The 16,314-nt window shown below is 30.5% G+C and carries 22 protein-coding genes and 1 pseudogene; 7 read left to right on the top strand and 16 right to left on the bottom strand.

Annotated features, from left to right (window positions below):
- Positions 1-34: 34 nt before the first annotated feature.
- The 9 genes from NMU03_RS08935 to ftsE all read right to left on the bottom strand — a co-directional run bounded on the left by NMU03_RS08935 (position 35) and on the right by ftsE (position 5,069).
- On the bottom strand, positions 35-214 hold the full coding sequence (locus NMU03_RS08935; RefSeq protein WP_290137748.1) for a hypothetical protein: 180 nt from the start codon (positions 212-214) through the stop codon (positions 35-37).
- Positions 215-243: 29 nt separating this feature from the next.
- Positions 244-645, bottom strand: coding sequence for a hypothetical protein (locus NMU03_RS08930; RefSeq protein WP_290137747.1), 402 nt, complete (start codon positions 643-645; stop codon positions 244-246).
- An 85-nt stretch (positions 646-730) separates the two neighbouring features.
- Positions 731-1,288 (bottom strand): CDP-alcohol phosphatidyltransferase family protein, encoded by a 558-nt coding sequence (locus NMU03_RS08925; RefSeq protein ID WP_290137745.1) that lies wholly within the window; start codon positions 1,286-1,288, stop codon positions 731-733.
- 238 nt (positions 1,289-1,526) lie between these two features.
- Positions 1,527-2,798: a transposase gene (locus NMU03_RS08920; RefSeq protein ID WP_290137744.1), complete on the bottom strand. Its 1,272-nt coding sequence runs from the start codon at positions 2,796-2,798 to the stop codon at positions 1,527-1,529.
- A 150-nt stretch (positions 2,799-2,948) separates the two neighbouring features.
- A complete protein-coding gene (locus NMU03_RS08915; protein WP_290137743.1) occupies positions 2,949-3,446 on the bottom strand; it encodes an AAA family ATPase in 498 nt (165 codons plus the stop codon).
- Between the two features lie 40 nt (positions 3,447-3,486).
- Entirely contained in the window at positions 3,487-3,819 is a 333-nt protein-coding gene (locus NMU03_RS08910; protein WP_290137741.1) for an FtsX-like permease family protein, read from the bottom strand.
- 71 nt (positions 3,820-3,890) lie between these two features.
- Positions 3,891-4,076 (bottom strand): permease-like cell division protein FtsX, encoded by a 186-nt coding sequence (locus tag NMU03_RS08905; RefSeq protein WP_290142308.1) that lies wholly within the window; start codon positions 4,074-4,076, stop codon positions 3,891-3,893.
- Positions 4,073-4,390 (bottom strand): cell division protein FtsX, encoded by a 318-nt coding sequence (locus NMU03_RS08900; protein WP_290137739.1) that lies wholly within the window; start codon positions 4,388-4,390, stop codon positions 4,073-4,075. Before NMU03_RS08900 ends, NMU03_RS08905 begins: the two co-directional genes overlap by 4 nt.
- Positions 4,377-5,069 (bottom strand): cell division ATP-binding protein FtsE, encoded by a 693-nt coding sequence (ftsE, locus tag NMU03_RS08895; protein WP_290137737.1) that lies wholly within the window; start codon positions 5,067-5,069, stop codon positions 4,377-4,379. Before ftsE ends, NMU03_RS08900 begins: the two co-directional genes overlap by 14 nt.
- A 150-nt stretch (positions 5,070-5,219) precedes the next feature.
- On the opposite strand from ftsE, the gene NMU03_RS08890 reads away from it, so the two are divergent.
- The 3 genes and pseudogenes from NMU03_RS08890 to NMU03_RS08870 all read left to right on the top strand — a co-directional run bounded on the left by NMU03_RS08890 (position 5,220) and on the right by NMU03_RS08870 (position 7,904).
- Positions 5,220-5,411, top strand: a complete 192-nt coding sequence (locus NMU03_RS08890) for a hypothetical protein (RefSeq protein ID WP_290137735.1) — start codon at positions 5,220-5,222, stop codon at positions 5,409-5,411.
- A gap of 76 nt (positions 5,412-5,487) precedes the next feature.
- A pseudogene (gene asnB, locus NMU03_RS08880) lies at positions 5,488-7,312 on the top strand (asparagine synthase (glutamine-hydrolyzing)).
- A gap of 91 nt (positions 7,313-7,403) precedes the next feature.
- Positions 7,404-7,904, top strand: coding sequence for a hypothetical protein (locus NMU03_RS08870; RefSeq protein ID WP_290137732.1), 501 nt, complete (start codon positions 7,404-7,406; stop codon positions 7,902-7,904).
- A 229-nt stretch (positions 7,905-8,133) separates the two neighbouring features.
- Here the strand turns inward: NMU03_RS08870 and NMU03_RS08865 are convergent, their stop codons facing one another.
- The gene (locus tag NMU03_RS08865; protein WP_290137730.1) at positions 8,134-8,532 is read right to left on the bottom strand and encodes a hypothetical protein; all 399 of its coding nucleotides are present in this window, start codon (positions 8,530-8,532) and stop codon (positions 8,134-8,136) included.
- A 57-nt stretch (positions 8,533-8,589) separates the two neighbouring features.
- Positions 8,590-9,402, bottom strand: a complete 813-nt coding sequence (locus NMU03_RS08860) for a MerR family transcriptional regulator (RefSeq protein WP_290137728.1) — start codon at positions 9,400-9,402, stop codon at positions 8,590-8,592.
- 91 nt (positions 9,403-9,493) lie between these two features.
- Here NMU03_RS08860 and NMU03_RS08855 point away from each other — a divergent pair, with 91 nt between their 5' ends.
- The 3 genes from NMU03_RS08855 to NMU03_RS08845 are packed head-to-tail and all read left to right on the top strand — an operon-like array spanning position 9,494 to position 10,976.
- Positions 9,494-10,123: a GNAT family N-acetyltransferase gene (locus NMU03_RS08855; RefSeq protein WP_290137726.1), complete on the top strand. Its 630-nt coding sequence runs from the start codon at positions 9,494-9,496 to the stop codon at positions 10,121-10,123.
- A gap of 59 nt (positions 10,124-10,182) precedes the next feature.
- Positions 10,183-10,380, top strand: coding sequence for a hypothetical protein (locus tag NMU03_RS08850; RefSeq protein WP_290137724.1), 198 nt, complete (start codon positions 10,183-10,185; stop codon positions 10,378-10,380).
- A 20-nt stretch (positions 10,381-10,400) separates the two neighbouring features.
- Positions 10,401-10,976, top strand: coding sequence for a sortase B protein-sorting domain-containing protein (locus NMU03_RS08845; RefSeq protein ID WP_290137723.1), 576 nt, complete (start codon positions 10,401-10,403; stop codon positions 10,974-10,976).
- Between the two features lie 184 nt (positions 10,977-11,160).
- Here the strand turns inward: NMU03_RS08845 and NMU03_RS08840 are convergent, their stop codons facing one another.
- The 3 genes from NMU03_RS08840 to NMU03_RS08830 are packed head-to-tail and all read right to left on the bottom strand — an operon-like array spanning position 11,161 to position 12,961.
- The gene (locus NMU03_RS08840) at positions 11,161-11,727 is read right to left on the bottom strand and encodes a diacylglycerol/lipid kinase family protein (RefSeq protein WP_290137722.1); all 567 of its coding nucleotides are present in this window, start codon (positions 11,725-11,727) and stop codon (positions 11,161-11,163) included.
- Positions 11,724-12,026, bottom strand: coding sequence for a diacylglycerol/lipid kinase family protein (locus NMU03_RS08835; protein ID WP_290137720.1), 303 nt, complete (start codon positions 12,024-12,026; stop codon positions 11,724-11,726). Before NMU03_RS08835 ends, NMU03_RS08840 begins: the two co-directional genes overlap by 4 nt.
- An 11-nt stretch (positions 12,027-12,037) precedes the next feature.
- Positions 12,038-12,961 carry a TRM11 family SAM-dependent methyltransferase gene (locus tag NMU03_RS08830; RefSeq protein ID WP_290137718.1) on the bottom strand — a complete coding sequence of 308 codons (924 nt, stop codon included), beginning with the start codon at positions 12,959-12,961 and terminating at the stop codon, positions 12,038-12,040.
- A gap of 90 nt (positions 12,962-13,051) precedes the next feature.
- On the opposite strand from NMU03_RS08830, the gene NMU03_RS08825 reads away from it, so the two are divergent.
- On the top strand, positions 13,052-14,248 hold the full coding sequence (locus NMU03_RS08825; protein WP_290137717.1) for an O-antigen ligase family protein: 1,197 nt from the start codon (positions 13,052-13,054) through the stop codon (positions 14,246-14,248).
- 79 nt (positions 14,249-14,327) lie between these two features.
- Here NMU03_RS08825 and NMU03_RS08820 read toward each other — a convergent pair whose 3' ends face one another.
- Both NMU03_RS08820 and NMU03_RS08815 read right to left on the bottom strand, forming a co-directional pair.
- Complete coding sequence (locus NMU03_RS08820) at positions 14,328-15,005, bottom strand: Rpn family recombination-promoting nuclease/putative transposase (RefSeq protein ID WP_290137716.1); 678 nt, start codon at positions 15,003-15,005, stop codon at positions 14,328-14,330.
- Between the two features lie 466 nt (positions 15,006-15,471).
- The gene (locus tag NMU03_RS08815) at positions 15,472-16,314 is read right to left on the bottom strand and encodes an HAD family hydrolase (RefSeq protein ID WP_290137715.1); all 843 of its coding nucleotides are present in this window, start codon (positions 16,312-16,314) and stop codon (positions 15,472-15,474) included.

Here is a 16,314-nt window from a genome sequence, read left to right as displayed (position 1 = left end):
AATTTGACTCAAAAAATAAAGTTATATATACATTTTATTTTCTTTTTCTAGGTGTCGAAATCATATAAATACCAATAAAGCTAATGAACAAAGGCCAATAAGCTTTTATACTTGTTTCCAACTGTTTTACTAATTCATTTTGCTGGTCATGATTAATTGTTAAAATCACACCTAACATCATCATTATGATACCTATATTCTTTCTTAAATTCATTGTCATCACCAATAATATTCTAACACGACCTATTTACGAACTTTGTCACTATCAAGAATTGAATGGCAAAAGCGAAGTAACCCTCTTAAATCCACTAACTCTCTTCCTTTTTGTGAGTAAACAACAACTTCAAAACGATTATATTCAAAACGATTAGAATGAATAATACTATTCATATCGCGACGTAATTCTGACGGTATGACAACCATTAAATTTTCTGACATTTTTCTAAGTAGAATACAAAGTGTCGCTAATGATAACTCTAAATCTAAGGTCGTTTTTGTTTTATCGTGCGTTAAAATATATGAATCAAAAATACCTTTTTTATCTTCAATTTGATTAAAACGATTTAAAATCATTTCAACGCCTACAACATTATCTTCCAAAGCTTCTATATAACACAAACGTTTTAAATCTCTTTTATTTCCCATTGTTCATCACCTATGTTTATTATACAAAATTCCAAGTAGAAAACATAGACTTTCATAAAATAAAAAGAAGCCCTTTTTCAAGCTTCTAGTTTTCACGATATAAACAATATAAATCATGACCATAATAAATCATCGCAATAATCATTAAGACAACAGTTGAATAAATCAACAATGATGAAACCATTGTTTCTGGAATATAGAACGCAACAAGGATAATTGAAACAACAAAGAAAACAGCGGTGGCTATTTTACCAGGCATCTGGGCCTGATCCAAATGTTTATCTTTCTTACGATAAATATAATACCCCACAAACAATAACATACCATCTTTCAAAACAATAATAGCGACTAGCCAAGCATAAGCTGGATAAGTATACATCAGTGTACACGCTACTACAAATTGTGTCAATTTATCAGCGACAGGATCAATCAACTTCCCAAGTTCAGTAATCATATGACATTTTCTGGCAATAAATCCATCAAGAAAATCACTTAAACTTGACAGTACCAATATCCCAGCAGCCACAAAATGTCCCTCATCTGACTGCAAATCAAAATACGCCCATAAAAATACGGGTACAAGTAAGATACGAAAATAACACAATATATTTGGAATACTAAAAATTTCTTTCTTTGTAAACATCATATGTCCCTGCCTTTATATATTCCCTATTATAAGGAAAATAGATAATGAAGTCAAACGTATGTTGTTTTTGACTTTCGGTTTTTTGCATTCTTTTTTGAAGGGTATGTCTTGTTGTTTATTGTCATAACCCTTGTTTTCTTATCTATATCATCTTTTTTGTTTTTGTTCTCTTTTTATTGTAGCTGAAAAAGTGTCATTTTCATGACCTTTTTTTATTATTTACTATATGTTCATTTTATAGTTTCAGTTGCAGCTGCCTGTATTCCTGCTTCTCTCTTATATTTTGAAACTCCTTGATTCCCTTTTGTGCATATTTTAATATTTCCTGTATTCCTTTACTAATCTGATAGCACCAGTAATATCTCTTTCCTTTAAGCGATTTGCTTCTCTCTATCATCTTTATGACCAGTAATTTCTTGTCTACTTTCTCTGCCAACAGTGTTATATGCCCTATATGCATCATCAATATCGTATTCAATACATTTATTGATTTCATTGTCCTTACTCTTATATTTTCAAAACCATACTGATTCTTTTTGAATCTGAATTTCTCCTCGATTCGCCACCTTGACATATATGCCCTCACTATCTTATGCACATCTCTTTTATTCCTGATCTCTCTATTCGTTAAAAGCATCATCGGTTTTTCTTCACTTAATCCATACACAATGACTAGATTTAATATCCTTCCCTTTTGTGATGGCAGTTCCACTCTCGTATGTGATACATAGACTTCACTGTCTTCCTTAGAAAAATACATGTTCATCTTAATCTTGCCTTTTCTTCTTTTGGCGATTTCTCCTACTTTCTTTGGCTTCCCTTTAAACAATAATGTTCTATTTTCTTTGAGTCTGATGATGAAATCATCTGCATTATGATTTTCATCTATGAAGTAATCATAAAATACATTGGCATCATATCCTCTGTCACATACAAATGTACATCTTTCAGTAATGAGAGATTTGACATATTTTATGCTCTTTATTGTTTCATCGTTCATTGACCTGAATCCTTCACTTTCAGTTGAATAGATATGGCTATACAAAGATATTGGATGATGTTGATCCTGTGTGAGGGCAGTTGCCTCACATACATGGTATCCAGGATAAATGTCATCCTTAAGTGAGGAAGCATCCCTGACCATACAAAGATCTTCAAATTTTCTTCCATATTTTTTGATGATTTCACTGTTATCAAGTAAAATGATCCTGTCTTCGCTAAGATGCTTGATAACCATATCATTATAATTGGATTTCATTTGGTTCATTGCTTCATCATCAAATTGAGCCAAATGATTGGATAATCTGTCAATTGTATAATTGAGCTTGATATTTTCATCAAGAGCTCTGGCAATATCGCTAAGTAGAACACTTTGACTTCTTGCAAGACCAAACATCATGTCCATGACAAACTTGGCAGCAGGTTTATCAAGACTGTCTGATAATTTATTAGAAAAATTGACAATTTCTCTTTTCGTTTCATATAGATCTGTGGTAAAATAACTCATGGAAAATCCCTCCTAAATTTTGTTTATTGATCTAAAATTATTATAACATTTAAGAGGTTGATTTTCCTTATAAATAAAGCAAAACAGGCAATTTGTGAATAACTTTTTACCTGTTTTTTATTTTTTTACCGAAACTCAAATATGTTGTTATTAAATATAATCAAGAATCTGTCCAACAATCTCTTCTTGACTTAAAGCAGAGATATTAATTTGATGTGTTGTTAGTTTATGATAATGTTGTAAACGTTCCAAACTTCTTTCAATCACACTCTCATTTCTGATTCCCAATTCAATATCTTTTTGTAAATGTTCTTTTAAAGTCTTTTTGTCACACACAAGTGAAATTGGATAAACTTGAACATTGGATAAATCAAGTCTCTGACAGATTTCATCAATAATCTCCTGTTCATATAAAACCCAGCAAAAAACAATATTTTCAATTACCGAACAGTCAATAAAAGATTGTAATTGATAAACAATATTATTCATAACCATTGCTTTTGTATCATCATTCACTACAAATGGATGCATATCCCAACACCAATCTCCATCTAACATGACACAACAATCCAATTTCTTTTTCAACAATTGACTAATTGTTGTTTTACCAACACCCATTGTACCACCAATCATTATTAATCTTTTCATTATAACCTCCAAAAAAGCCTTAGGAAAAGACCTAAAGCTTTTAAAATTTCAAAAATTTTCTTACTGATACAAAACTTCCAATTAAACCGACTCCACTTCCTAAAGCCACCAAAAGACCTGAACACTGCCAAATAAATGGCATTGGTGCACGCATTGAAACCATTGATGGTAAAAAATCAGCTGCGCCACTATACATCCAATTATACCCAAAGTAAACAACCAAAATAGGAATAATTGCTCCTAACATTCCAATAAAGACACCTTCTAACATATATGGTAAACGGATATACCAATTGCTGGCACCAACCATACGCATGATACTGATTTCTGTTTGACGTGAAGTAATTGTTATTTTAATTGTATTAGCTATCATAAATAAAACGACAATCGTTAAACCTACAACAAATACAGCTCCACCATTTCTTATTGTTTCTAAAGTATCAACTAAAGTCTTTGTTGATGCTCCCCTGATGTCGCATCATTAACATGATCTAAGGCACTAATCTTATCTGCCACAGTATCTATCTCGCTAGCATCATTGACTTCGACTATGTAAGCTGCACCTAGTGGATTATTTTCACGATAACCTTCAAACAATTTTTTACCATCTTCATCTTGTTTTTCAATCATTTTATCCAATTCATTTTCCTTAGATGAAAATGTCGCTTTTTTACACCATCTATCTTTTCAATATCAGGCAATATTTCTTGAGCCTGTTTATCACTAATTTCACGATCCATCTTCACATAGATGGTTAAACTATCTTCAATACTATAAGTCACATCCTGAACATTAATCGCAATAACACCAATCACAGCAATCAACAACAATGTAATTGTTACTGCAAAAATAGAAGATACTGACATCACTCCATTTCGCCAAATATTCTGAAATGCTGTTTTACAATGTTTAGGAAAGTTTCTTATACAACTAATAAGCTCCATCTACATAACCTCCTACACTTGTATCTGTTTTTATACATCCATCTTCAATCAATATTGTTCTCTTTTTATGTTTTTGAACAATTTCTTTATCATGTGTAACCACAAGAATTGTTGTATGATCCACTTCATTAATTCTCTCTAATAGTTCAATAATTTCATTTGATGTATCAGGATCAAGATTTCCTGTTGGTTCATCAGCAATCAAAACTTTAGGTGTATTTACTATCGCTCTTGCAATTGCTACACGTTGTTGTTGACCACCAGATAACTCATGAGGAAAAGCATTGGCTTTATCTTCCAACCCTACAAGTTCTAATGTTCTTCTGACTTTCTTTCTAATTTGGACTTTTGGGGTATCTGTAACTTCTAATGTAAAAGCAACATTTTCAAAAACAGTTTTCTTTGGTAATAATCTAAAGTTTTGAAAAACAACACCAATATTTCTTCTAAAATAAGGAACTTTACGATCTTTAATTTTTGAGACATCCTGCCCTGCAACAATCACTTTACCAGAACTAGCTTTTTCTTCACGATATAATAATTTGATAAACGTTGATTTTCCAGCTCCAGTAGGCCCAATCACATAAACAAATTCTCCTTCACCAATATCAACATTCATATTATTAACGGCTCTTACACCGGTCTTATACACTTTTGTTACATTTTTAAGTTTGATCATCTTATCACTCTCCTCGACATATTATAACATATATTTCAACGAATAAAATGGGAAATAATGGTTTTCTTGTAAAATCATTATCATCCATTTTTTCTTTTTCTTTGTTTTCTTTTTAAAATTTTGTATAATAATAGTAAAGAGGTGGTATAGATGAGAAAATGTCCAAGATGTCATAGTGAAATGAAAGAAGATTGTTATATCAAGGATACAGCACAACCAATTAGTGATTTTACATTGATTGAAAAAAATGAAAATCTTAAAAAAAGTGAATATCCTTTAAAAGCTGCGTTATGTAAAAAATGTGGGTATGTAGAATTATATGTGGATGTAAAAGAGGATTAAGTCCTCTTTTTCTTTACTTTTTATTTGTTTATATGAAAAAGCGTGTTATAATGCTTTCACGAAGGATGTGATTATAATGTGTGGAATAGTTGGATTCGCACCAACCAATGAAAATGCAAGTCAAATATTAAAAAAAATGATGGATCGAATTGCCCATAGAGGTCCCGATGGTGAAGGTCAGTTTATTGATGAATATGTAGCTTTAGGACATCGCCGTTTATCAATTATTGATTTAGCTGGTGGTCAACAACCTATGAAATCAGACAATCTCGTTATTGTTTTTAATGGAGAAATTTATAATTATTTGGAATTAAAAAAGATTTAGAAGCTAAAGGTCATACTTTTTTAACACATAGTGATACAGAAGTCATTTTACATGGATTTCAAGAATATCGTTATGATGTTGTGAATTATTTAAGAGGAATGTTTGCCTTTGCATTATACGATACAAAGACACATGAATTATTCTGTGCTAGAGATCATTTTGGCATTAAACCTTTCTATTATTATAATGATCCTCAACATTTCTTATTTGCTAGTGAAATCAAAGGATTTTTAGATCATCCTGATTTTCATAAGGAATTAAATACTGATGTTTTAGATATTTATTTAAAGATGAATTATGTGGCTGGTGAAAATACATTCTTTAAAAATGTAAAACAATTATTACCAGGACATTATTTGATTTATAAGAATCAATCTATTGAAATCAAACGTTATTATTCTATTGCTTTTAAAGACCAATATAAAACAGATCAAGAAATGATTGCAGCCATTGATCAAATTATGAAAGATTCTATTCAACACCATTTGATTGCTGATGTTGAAGTTGGTTCATTTTTAAGTAGTGGTATTGATTCATCATATCTTGTTTCACTAGCTAGACCACAACATACTTATACAGTGGGATATAATGATGAAAGATATAATGAAATTAGCTATGCTAAAGATTTAACACAACAGTTAGGTATTGAAAATAAAAGCAAGATTATTTCTAAAGAAGAATATCTTCAAGTTTTACCCAAGATTATGTATCATTTAGATGAACCAACTGCTGATCCAGCTGCTGTCGCATTATATTTTGTTAGTCAACTTGCTAGTCAGGATGTTAAAGTTGTTTTATCTGGCGAAGGCGCAGATGAATTCTTTGGTGGATATAATACTTATCGTGGTGATATTGATAGTGGTATTTATGGAAAGTTACCATTCTTTATTAGACATGCGATTGCTTCTTTATGTAAACACCTTCCTACATTTAAAGGTGTCCCTTTCTTAATTAGAAATGGTGAACGTATTGAAGATTATTATGTGGGTGTCAATCCTGTCTTTTCAGATAATGACTGTAAACATTTATTAAAAGATACAAGTCATTTACATAGTCATCAAGATATTGTAGGCAATGTCTTTGATTATGTCAAAAAGGCAACCAATATTCAAAAAAGACAAGCTTTTGATTTGCAGACATGGTTTATTAAAGATATTTTACAAAAAGGTGATAAGATGACAATGGCTCATTCCATTGAAAGTCGTGTACCTTTTACAGATAAAGAAGTATTCCAAGTGGCTAGTCAATTAAAAGATAATCAAAAAGTCACAAAAGAAAACACAAAAGTCTTATTAAGACAAGCCGCAAAAAAGTCATTCCTAATGAAGCTTATAAGAAAAAGAAATTAGGATTCCCTGTTCCATTAAGAGAATGGATGCGTGAAGATGATCTTTATCAAAAAGTGTATGAAGGATTACAAACACCTATTATTAAACAACTCTTTGATGATCAAAAATTATTATCAATGTTAGAAGACCATAAAAATCATAAACATGACTATTATAAAAAAATATGGACAGTTTACTGTTTCTCATTATGGCATCAAGTTTTCTTTGCTGAAGAATATAAACACTAGATTTATGTCTGGTGTTTTTTTGTTAAAAAACAGTTTATATAGATTATCTTTATTATATGTTATAAAATAAAAAGGAAAGGAAGTGTTTATCATGACTCTAGATGAACTCTACTTAGATAATCAAGTTACAGGATATATTGTTTTTAAATCTTTATCAAAACAAAAAATATTAGAACTGTCCCAATATTTATATAAAGGAAAACTCCCAATAAATGAAGATGAACTGCAAAAGAAAGGCAGTTGTTTAGCCATGCCTTTTCATCATAACTTTGAAGATATTTTTCATATACTAGCAATGTATACAAATGATGTTAAAACAACCAATCATAATTTTCATGCATCTTTAAGGATACCTGTAGAAATGTCTTACCGTTATACTCGTATTCCTACTATTCTTTTTGGAACAACACAAACATCTAAATCATTTATAATTGTTTCTAATATTAGAGATTCACAAACAGTACTAGATATTTATTTTCAAGATGGACAATCTTACTATTGTATAAAAAATGAAGTCTATGAATTGAATGAAAAGAATTTATTTTCTAAATATTATAAAAAATTTGATTTAAATTTTATATCTGATTTTTGATTATCCGCATAAATACAATACTTTCAAGCATTTTGAAGTATAGGAAAACATTCATTTTACCACGATTGAATGAGCCTTGATATGATGATAAAACGGCTAAGGGAGATAGCACAAATAACTGTGTATCTCCCTATATTTTCTTTCTTTATTCCATTGATTACTTCGTTTGATTTCAAACTTCATTGCTTTTTTATATCTCGTTTTTAAGTCCAATCATCTTATCAATCTCCTAAACTTTTTCCATTTCTTCCTCTACCACAGATTTTTGAGCCTTATCTAATCCGTCCTTTATTGCCTGCTTTCCTTTCACTTTATACCTCTTTATAGAAAGTACAATACACACTATAGCAAGCAGAATTGTCTTAAGCAGAGGATTTTGAAATTCAAATACACTGAAAAGCACATAAGCAATACAGGAAGATAAAACAGTGGAAATAAAATAAAGTACGATAAAATATTTAGTTAAGAAGCTCTCTTTCATGGACAGAAAATATTTGTTCCATGCAAGGGTAGAATTTTTAATTGATTTTCCTTTAAACCAAACCGATAATAAAACAAGTCCTAATACCAATCCTTTATCCAAGATTATTTTAATTACGACAATCAGCAAGAGAAATATCCATTTCATTTTTGACACCACCTTAAAATAATATTTTTTAGTATAAACTATACAGTAAGTGTAAAGTCAATACTTTTCCTCAATCTTAATCATAAACTTTGTAACATACTCTTCTGGGCTGGAAATGGTAAATTCATTCAGTCCTATTTCATAGGCATATCCTGTCAGCATAAGGTTATTTTGACGTGCATAGGCTATCATTTTCTCATACATGGCGGGGGCTTTATCCCAACTGCCTTTCTGATAGCCACAAAGATATTTTCCTTTTGATCTGACAAGCGTATCAGATACGGTAGTTTTTCCTAGCATATAAGTATAAATCCCATCATACCGTTCAAAAGCTTTATTGATTACTTTATCAAGTGAAATAAAACTTCCCACTCCCATGCGTATTTGTTCTATGCTCCAATTATCGTTAAGAAAAGCGAAAATATGCGATATATCATCATCAACAAAATCGTAGGGTAACACAGATAGTTTCACCGCCTTACATTCTTCAATTCTGATTTCCTGTTCCTGTAAATCTTCACAAAGGCGTATTTGGTCTTTTTTTGCCTTTAATATTTTTTTAATGCGTTTCAACTTTTGGATTTCCAAATCCAATTCTGTTTCTTTCATATCTGCAATTTTCAAGAATTTATCTGCTGTGGGATGTTTATAGTAATCTGTAATTTCCTCTATGCTCATATTCATTTCTTTCAGCATACGGATATACTCAAATGTTATACTCTGTGATACATCATAGTAACGATAGCCATTATCACCTTTTGTCGAGGGAGAGAACAGTCCGATATTATCGTAATAATGCAGTGTTCGTTTGTTGACTTTATGCAGTTTTGCAAACTGAGCTGTTGTCATTTTTATATTGGTATGTGTCATTTCTAAAAATCTCCTTTCACAGTATTGACATTACAGTTACTGTAAAGATTATTATAGTAGATGTAAAATACAAGTACAAGGAGATATTGCAATGCAGATAAAATTTAGAGAATATCAGAAACAGGATTTTCAGCCTTTAAAAGAAATTATCAGAGAAACATGGCACTATGATGAATTTAGCAGTCCCAAAACAGCTTCCAAGCTGGCAGAAGTCTTTTTGAGCAGTTGTCTAACGAATTATACCTATTCACAGGTAGCCATACTCAATGATGAAATAGTAGGAATAATTTTAGTAAAAGACATCAAAGCCCATAGATGTACCCTCTATAATCGTTATAGACAGATTAAATCTATTCTAAAGCTGTATCTTTCCAGTGAAGGAAGAAAAGTTTCCCAAATCTTTAAAAATGTAAACGGAATAGACAGGCAGTTGTTGAATGATTGTCAAAAAACATATCCAGCAGAATTAGCTCTATTCGCCGTCAGTTCTTCCTGTCAGGGAAAAGGGATAGGTAAACAACTTTTCCAGTCAGCTCTTGATTATATGAAACGTCGAAGCCTAAATGAATTTTACTTGTTTACGGACACAAGCTGTAACTATGGATTTTATGAACATCAAGGCTTGACACGACGTTGCGAAAAAGAGCATATCTTCAACATCAACGGACAGTCAGCTAAAATGAATTTCTTTATCTATGACTATCAGAATATAACCTATTGACTTTATACTTAGTGTATAGTTTATGCTATTATTGTAAACTAAGATTAAGAGAATATTTTATGAAAGCTAGTTGTAGTAGTTTTACCTGTAAATCAGCAGATGGGAAGCACTTTCTAGGGCGTACCTACGATGAATACGGGGATATAAGTGCAAATAACGTTGCCATTATTCCTCGTGGTTATGAGATTTCTTTAACTTTTATGGGAAATAAAGAGAATAACAAACAAATCGTTAAGTATGCAACTGTTCCAATTTAAGCTACTAGGAGTAGATGAAAATGCCAAAATATTTATTGATTTTACTAGAAATTATTTTAGCAATATTTGCTTTGTCATCAAATTTAAAAATCGGTGATACTGTCAAAGTTAATGTCACTGCTAAAGATTATGATGGTAACAACATTCCATTAAAATGGAGTTCAAAAGATGAAAAAGTAGCAACTGTTAAAGATGGTGTTATTACTGCTGTAGGAGAAGGTCAAACAAAGATTGTTGTTAATGCTAATGGAAAAACGATTGAAATTGATGTCATTGTCACAAAACAAGACACTCAAAAACCAACTACTCTAGAAGATCAACCATTAGATACAATAAAACCTAACGAAGATCTTTCTCATACTACGAAACCTAGTGAAGATTCAAATGAAACAACATCTTCACCAAACAAATCAGCTGTAGAAACTCAACCTAACCCATCTCAATCTGCTGCTTCTACAACAAATACGAATACAACTGATTCAAAACCAAAAACTTCTGATGATAGTGATATTGTATTATATGCATCTATTGCTTCATTAGCGTTTGTTGGTGCTGCAATTCTTATTCTTAACAAAAAGAAAAAAGCTTTAAAATAAATATTATGTCAAATGATTTATGAGTAGTTATCGTTAAATGATAACTACTCATTTTTTATGGATTAAGTGTAGAAGTTTGATTGAAATTAAACTTCATTAAAAGAGCATCACATTATATATAAGCATATATGATATTTCAATAAAAAAAGATTCATTAAAAAGATAATCTTTCCAATGAAATCTTTTACTTAAAATCCCCATACATCACAAGTTGAAGTGATTGTGGACAAATTTGTAGATGATATGTATCTCCTTGCATTTCTTCTCCATCAACATTACAACTTGTCTGACTATAAACAGTCACTTCTTTCACTTTAAAGAAATGTACTTCATGTCTTTTATGAAGTCGATGAGAAAGAAGATAAGTGACCAGATATGGTATTTTTATTTTAGGTACACGGTCTACAATACAGATATCCATATAACCATCTTGAATATTGGCTTGAGGCGTGATTTGAAAACCACCACCATAATACTTCCCATTATTTACTGTACATAAAATAACGGGATGATCATAAAGACACTTCCCATCACTTACAATTTTAACATGTTGACTTTGATAACGAAAAACTTGTTTAAAGATAGAAACAATATAACTTTGAGATTCAGGCACAAGTGGAATATCTGATATATCATGAACATGGTTTGCGATGATACTATCCAATCCAAAACATGCTGAATTCAAATAATAATGTTGATTAATTTGTATGGTATCTACTTTTTGACTTGTTTGTTGTAAAGACTGTTTCAATATTTTCTTGAGATTTTTTCTTTTGTTAGTGTATGACAAAAATCATTGCCTGTGCCATAAGGCAAAATTACAAGCTCATGATTCGTATAAACAAGTGCCTGTAATAAACCGTTGATTGTGCCATCTCCCCCTACAGCATAAAAACGTGATGGTTCTAAGCAATCTTGAATATATTTTTGACTATCTTTCATAGATGTTGTATAAATCACTTCATATGAATATTCTTGCATGACTTCATGAATCATGCCTTCTAAATCATGATGACGCTTTGTATCATGCATCATAAAAATATGTTTCATTTTCCCCGCTCCTATTTACAGTATGTTATATATCTTTGAAAACTCCCTTTTTGTATCATTGCCTGATCTTCAATATGATAACCTATATCTTCTAATTTTTCATTCATGGAAATATGTGATACCAAAACAAGTTCTTTGGCAAGATCGCTTGTTTTTTCTAAAAGTTCACATTGTTGCTGATATGTAAAAGGACTATAAACCCCATAAGGAATATCTAAAATACAGACATCATATTTCTGTGTCAATGTTTTCATATCTTGTCTTTGTATCAACAAAGGATCATAGCCATAATGTTCTAAATTCAATCTTGCCTGATAAGCCACATATTTATTAATATCAAACCCAACAATATTAGCTTTCATACTTAATCCTTCTAAAACAACTGTTCCTATTCCACAACATGGATCAACAATTGTCTTTGACAAATCTTGACCAATCGCAATATTCACGACTGCTCTGGCATCTCTTAAAGCTAATGAATGAGAATAAGAATGTGGTTTATTACCATGTTCATTCCAAACCCTATTATCTTCATAAATACCAAAATACCATTGTTGATGTATTTTCGTAATAGCAAAAATAACACGTGGATGATGCATATTGACTGATCCAGCAATAGGCAAAGCAACTCTTTTGCATTTTTCTAATGATTCCTGATAAGGTACATGGCTGATTTCATTTTTTAAATAAATCACTTTAAAATCATAATAACAATATTTCTGTTGTTCAATAAAAGTGACAATCTCATCAAAACAAGAACTCTCATATAAAATATTTAATTTTCCCCTTATATATCCACTTCTTGTATGATTAAAATCTTGAGTCGTGATATAGTATTTTGTTTTCATATCTTCATGAAAAATACGTCTAAATTCCATTTCACATAAGTCTTGTTCATGAGGTGAATAATTATATATATACAAATACTTTAACATATTTTCCTCTTTTCTTACATTTTTGTTATCTTTGTTATTTATAGTATACATAAATTTAGAAATGTTGTAAAATAGAGATACGTTTGGGAGGTGTTTTTTATTTTTGGGATAGATTATTTAAAAACACATTTTACACATCATCAAAGATATATTATTGTTGCAGTGTTTTCTATGTTTTTACCTTTCTATATGTGTGGGGCTATTCTTATTTTTTTAACACTGCGTTTATTATGGAAAGGTGAAATCCAAGAAGCCTACAAACAAATTCCTAAAAGTCGATATATTCTTTATTTTTGTTTATTAAGTGCTATCGTTTCTTTGGTTTACCAAAATTATTATGGTCTTGTTTGTAGTATTGGATTATTGTTTATTTTATCTTTTGTTTTGTATTATCGCATTCATATTACTTTAAGATTATTTGAATATATTACCAATTGTCTTGTTGTCTTAAGTATTTTTGCAGCTATTTATGGCTTAATTGAATATATTGGTATTTTAAAAGACTTAAATATTGATCAGTTTGAGATTATTATTTTTAATAGACCTCAAGATCGTATCAATTCTGTTTTCTTTAATGCGAATTATTATGCAATGATGATAGAATTCTTTGTTTGTATAACATTTTATAAAATATTAAAGATTAAAAATATAAAATTAGAATGGAAAAGATTTGTTTATTACGCCGCTGTGATTGCTTTAAATCTTTTTGTCTTATTATTAACAGCTTGTCGTACAGCATGGCCTGCATTAGCTGGTGGTATATTAATCATGTTAATTATTGATAAGCATTATAAGACTTGTACTACAATATTAGCCCTTGTCATTCTGGTTTGCATTTATTTCTTATTTAATCCATCACAGTTTCCACGTGTGGATAATATCATTGATTATTTCATGACACGTGCTGGTATTTGGGAAGTAGCCATTCAAAACATCAAAACACATCCTTTATTTGGTGAAGGTCCTATGACATATATGCATATTTATTCATTGTATAATGGTCATCCTACAGAACATGCACATAGCATTTATCTTGATCCATTGCTATGCTTCGGAATTGTTGGTTTATTAACAATTACACCATATATTTATTCTAATATTCAAAGATTATATCGCTTATGGAAACTCAAAATAGATAAAACACTTGTTGCTTTAATTGTTTCCTTTACAGTTATGATTTTAATACATGGTGTATTGGATTATACGATTTTCTTTGTTCAAACTGGTTTCTTATATCTGTTAATTGCCAGCTCATTTGATATTCACAAAAAGAGAATACCTTTATAAGTCTACTACGGTAGGCTTTTTTGATTCTAAAAACGATAAAAAAGAACTTCGCCATCATTAACGAAATTCCTTTATTGTATTATTCAAGTATCTTATAGACATCAGCTTCACTATGAATGTCTGAAATATGTAATGTAAGATTATTTAATTTTTCTTTATTACTTAATTCAATTTTTAATGTCAATTCAGGTGTAAGTTTTCCAAAAAGATTCGTTAGCATCATTTTTAATGTTTCCATTTTTCCTTTCTGAAAACCTAAATCTTCAATATCTTGCCAAAATGACCACATTGCCACAGTTCCTTCATCTCCTTTTATTTGGTCTAAGATTTCTTCTTTTCCTGTTAATACGGCAATGACTCTTGCCACTGCTTTTGTGACAAAAAATCCTTTAAGATTGTCAGACTGATCTTTCCATATCTTCCTTACCGCTTTGACAACATTACGATTATCTTCATTTCCAAGTAGGTGATAATCCAAATCCTTGATGTCAACAATCTTCATCTTCCAATCATTTGGTATTCCCTTCAAATTTTCAGGAATATCCATTCTTTCCATCAATGATGAGGCAGCTGTCCATTTCCCTTCACCATGAAATAATACTAAACTAACAACGGGCAATATCTTGTAGTTCTTTGATTCCTTATCCTGCATGTTGTAGGTCAATGCATCATAGAGAAGTGTTCTTGACACCATTGTAAAATCAATTTGACCCTGTGCTTCCAATGCAAGAATAGCCTGTGTGTTTTTTCTTTCCACAACTTGATGACATCACGTCGTCTTTCTTTGGAAAGAACTTCACCGACAAAGATTTCATTTGAATCCATTAATTGAAGTTCTACAGGCTAAATGACATCCTGACCATCATATAGAATAGCGTTCATCAAGTCAGAAAAACGAGTGGTGTCCTTGAAGAAATCCTTAATTATGTGATCCGTTTTCATTTTCATGATAGTTTCCTCCTTTCACAATATTCCAGGAGGGCTCAAAGAAATTATACAACAATATTTGCTTATTATAAACATATTCATTTTTAATAAGAACCCTCCTATTATTTATATACGCAATTTTTTTATTTCCAACTTTTTATAATTTTTTTATTTTATTCAAAATGCGAAAGCTTTAACAACAGTTTAAATAAATCATTTCTATAAAATATATATTTTATAGAAGTGATTAATAATAGAATTCCTTTTTTAAAAAAATCATAGCTTTCTTGCTATGATTAAAATAAACCTAAACGATGCAATTCATGATAAATGCCATCTTCTTGAACACTTTCACAAATGGCATCACCATACTGTTTTAATTCTTCAGAACCATTACTCATGACAACACCTCGACCACAAGCTTGAATCATCGCACAATCATTCATGCTATCTCCAAAAGCGATAGTGTTTTCAATAGGTATATTTAAATATTCACAAACTTTTTGTACTGCAGTTCCTTTATCTGTTTCTTTTAAAATAATTTCACCATTAATTACATCTTGCGAAAAGATTTCATGAATCACAAAATGAAATTTATCAGATAAAACTCGTTTTGGTTCTACTAACTGGTCTTCTGTTTCACACATAAAACATATTTTTTGAACAGGAATTGGATTTTCATCATATTCTTTTAAAGGATGAATATTGAAATGTTCTTTTTGTTCATTTAATAAACGCTGTAATTCTGAATTTAAATTTTCACCTTCTTTTAAGCGATGTTTTACAAATTCATAATTCATTGTTTCATCTTGAAAAGTCATATAATTTGTTTCTAAATTATATAAAACATGATGTTGATCAAACACTTCTCTTGCTTTTTGAATATCTTCATCTAAAAGAGATGTTTCAAAAATCTTTTGTCCATGAACTTCAATATATCCACCAGCACTACAAATAATGCCATCAAAACCAATTGGTAATAAAGGTCTTGTCCCTGCATAACTTCTTCCAGTACACAAAAAAACCTCATGTCCATTTTTTTGAACTTGTCTAATAGCTTCCTGAACTTTAGAAGAAGCATTGCCATCAGGCAATGTCAATGTACCATCCACATCTAAAAATATTAATTTCTTTTCCAC

Origin of the sequence: Allocoprobacillus halotolerans (assembly GCF_024399475.1) — a bacterium.
Lineage (GTDB): Bacteria > Bacillota_I > Bacilli_A > Erysipelotrichales > Coprobacillaceae > Allocoprobacillus > Allocoprobacillus halotolerans.
This window is presented reverse-complemented; position numbering and strand designations above follow the sequence as displayed.

What these genes read in the sequence shown, in the direction of transcription:
- NMU03_RS08935 (WP_290137748.1), bottom strand. Translation starts at nt 214, where the DNA reads ATGAATTTAAGAAAGAATATAGGTATCATAATGATGATGTTAGGTGTG.
- NMU03_RS08930 (WP_290137747.1), bottom strand. Translation starts at nt 645, where the DNA reads ATGGGAAATAAAAGAGATTTAAAACGTTTGTGTTATATAGAAGCTTTG.
- NMU03_RS08925 (WP_290137745.1), bottom strand. Translation starts at nt 1,288, where the DNA reads ATGTTTACAAAGAAAGAAATTTTTAGTATTCCAAATATATTGTGTTAT.
- NMU03_RS08920 (WP_290137744.1), bottom strand. Translation starts at nt 2,798, where the DNA reads ATGAGTTATTTTACCACAGATCTATATGAAACGAAAAGAGAAATTGTC.
- NMU03_RS08915 (WP_290137743.1), bottom strand. Translation starts at nt 3,446, where the DNA reads ATGAAAAGATTAATAATGATTGGTGGTACAATGGGTGTTGGTAAAACA.
- NMU03_RS08910 (WP_290137741.1), bottom strand. Translation starts at nt 3,819, where the DNA reads ATGATAGCTAATACAATTAAAATAACAATTACTTCACGTCAAACAGAA.
- NMU03_RS08905 (WP_290142308.1), bottom strand. Translation starts at nt 4,076, where the DNA reads ATGATTGAAAAACAAGATGAAGATGGTAAAAAATTGTTTGAAGGTTAT.
- NMU03_RS08900 (WP_290137739.1), bottom strand. Translation starts at nt 4,390, where the DNA reads ATGGAGCTTATTAGTTGTATAAGAAACTTTCCTAAACATTGTAAAACA.
- ftsE (WP_290137737.1), bottom strand. Translation starts at nt 5,069, where the DNA reads ATGATCAAACTTAAAAATGTAACAAAAGTGTATAAGACCGGTGTAAGA.
- NMU03_RS08890 (WP_290137735.1), top strand. Translation starts at nt 5,220, where the DNA reads ATGAGAAAATGTCCAAGATGTCATAGTGAAATGAAAGAAGATTGTTAT.
- NMU03_RS08870 (WP_290137732.1), top strand. Translation starts at nt 7,404, where the DNA reads ATGACTCTAGATGAACTCTACTTAGATAATCAAGTTACAGGATATATT.
- NMU03_RS08865 (WP_290137730.1), bottom strand. Translation starts at nt 8,532, where the DNA reads ATGAAATGGATATTTCTCTTGCTGATTGTCGTAATTAAAATAATCTTG.
- NMU03_RS08860 (WP_290137728.1), bottom strand. Translation starts at nt 9,402, where the DNA reads ATGACACATACCAATATAAAAATGACAACAGCTCAGTTTGCAAAACTG.
- NMU03_RS08855 (WP_290137726.1), top strand. Translation starts at nt 9,494, where the DNA reads ATGCAGATAAAATTTAGAGAATATCAGAAACAGGATTTTCAGCCTTTA.
- NMU03_RS08850 (WP_290137724.1), top strand. Translation starts at nt 10,183, where the DNA reads ATGAAAGCTAGTTGTAGTAGTTTTACCTGTAAATCAGCAGATGGGAAG.
- NMU03_RS08845 (WP_290137723.1), top strand. Translation starts at nt 10,401, where the DNA reads ATGCCAAAATATTTATTGATTTTACTAGAAATTATTTTAGCAATATTT.
- NMU03_RS08835 (WP_290137720.1), bottom strand. Translation starts at nt 12,026, where the DNA reads ATGAAACATATTTTTATGATGCATGATACAAAGCGTCATCATGATTTA.
- NMU03_RS08830 (WP_290137718.1), bottom strand. Translation starts at nt 12,961, where the DNA reads ATGTTAAAGTATTTGTATATATATAATTATTCACCTCATGAACAAGAC.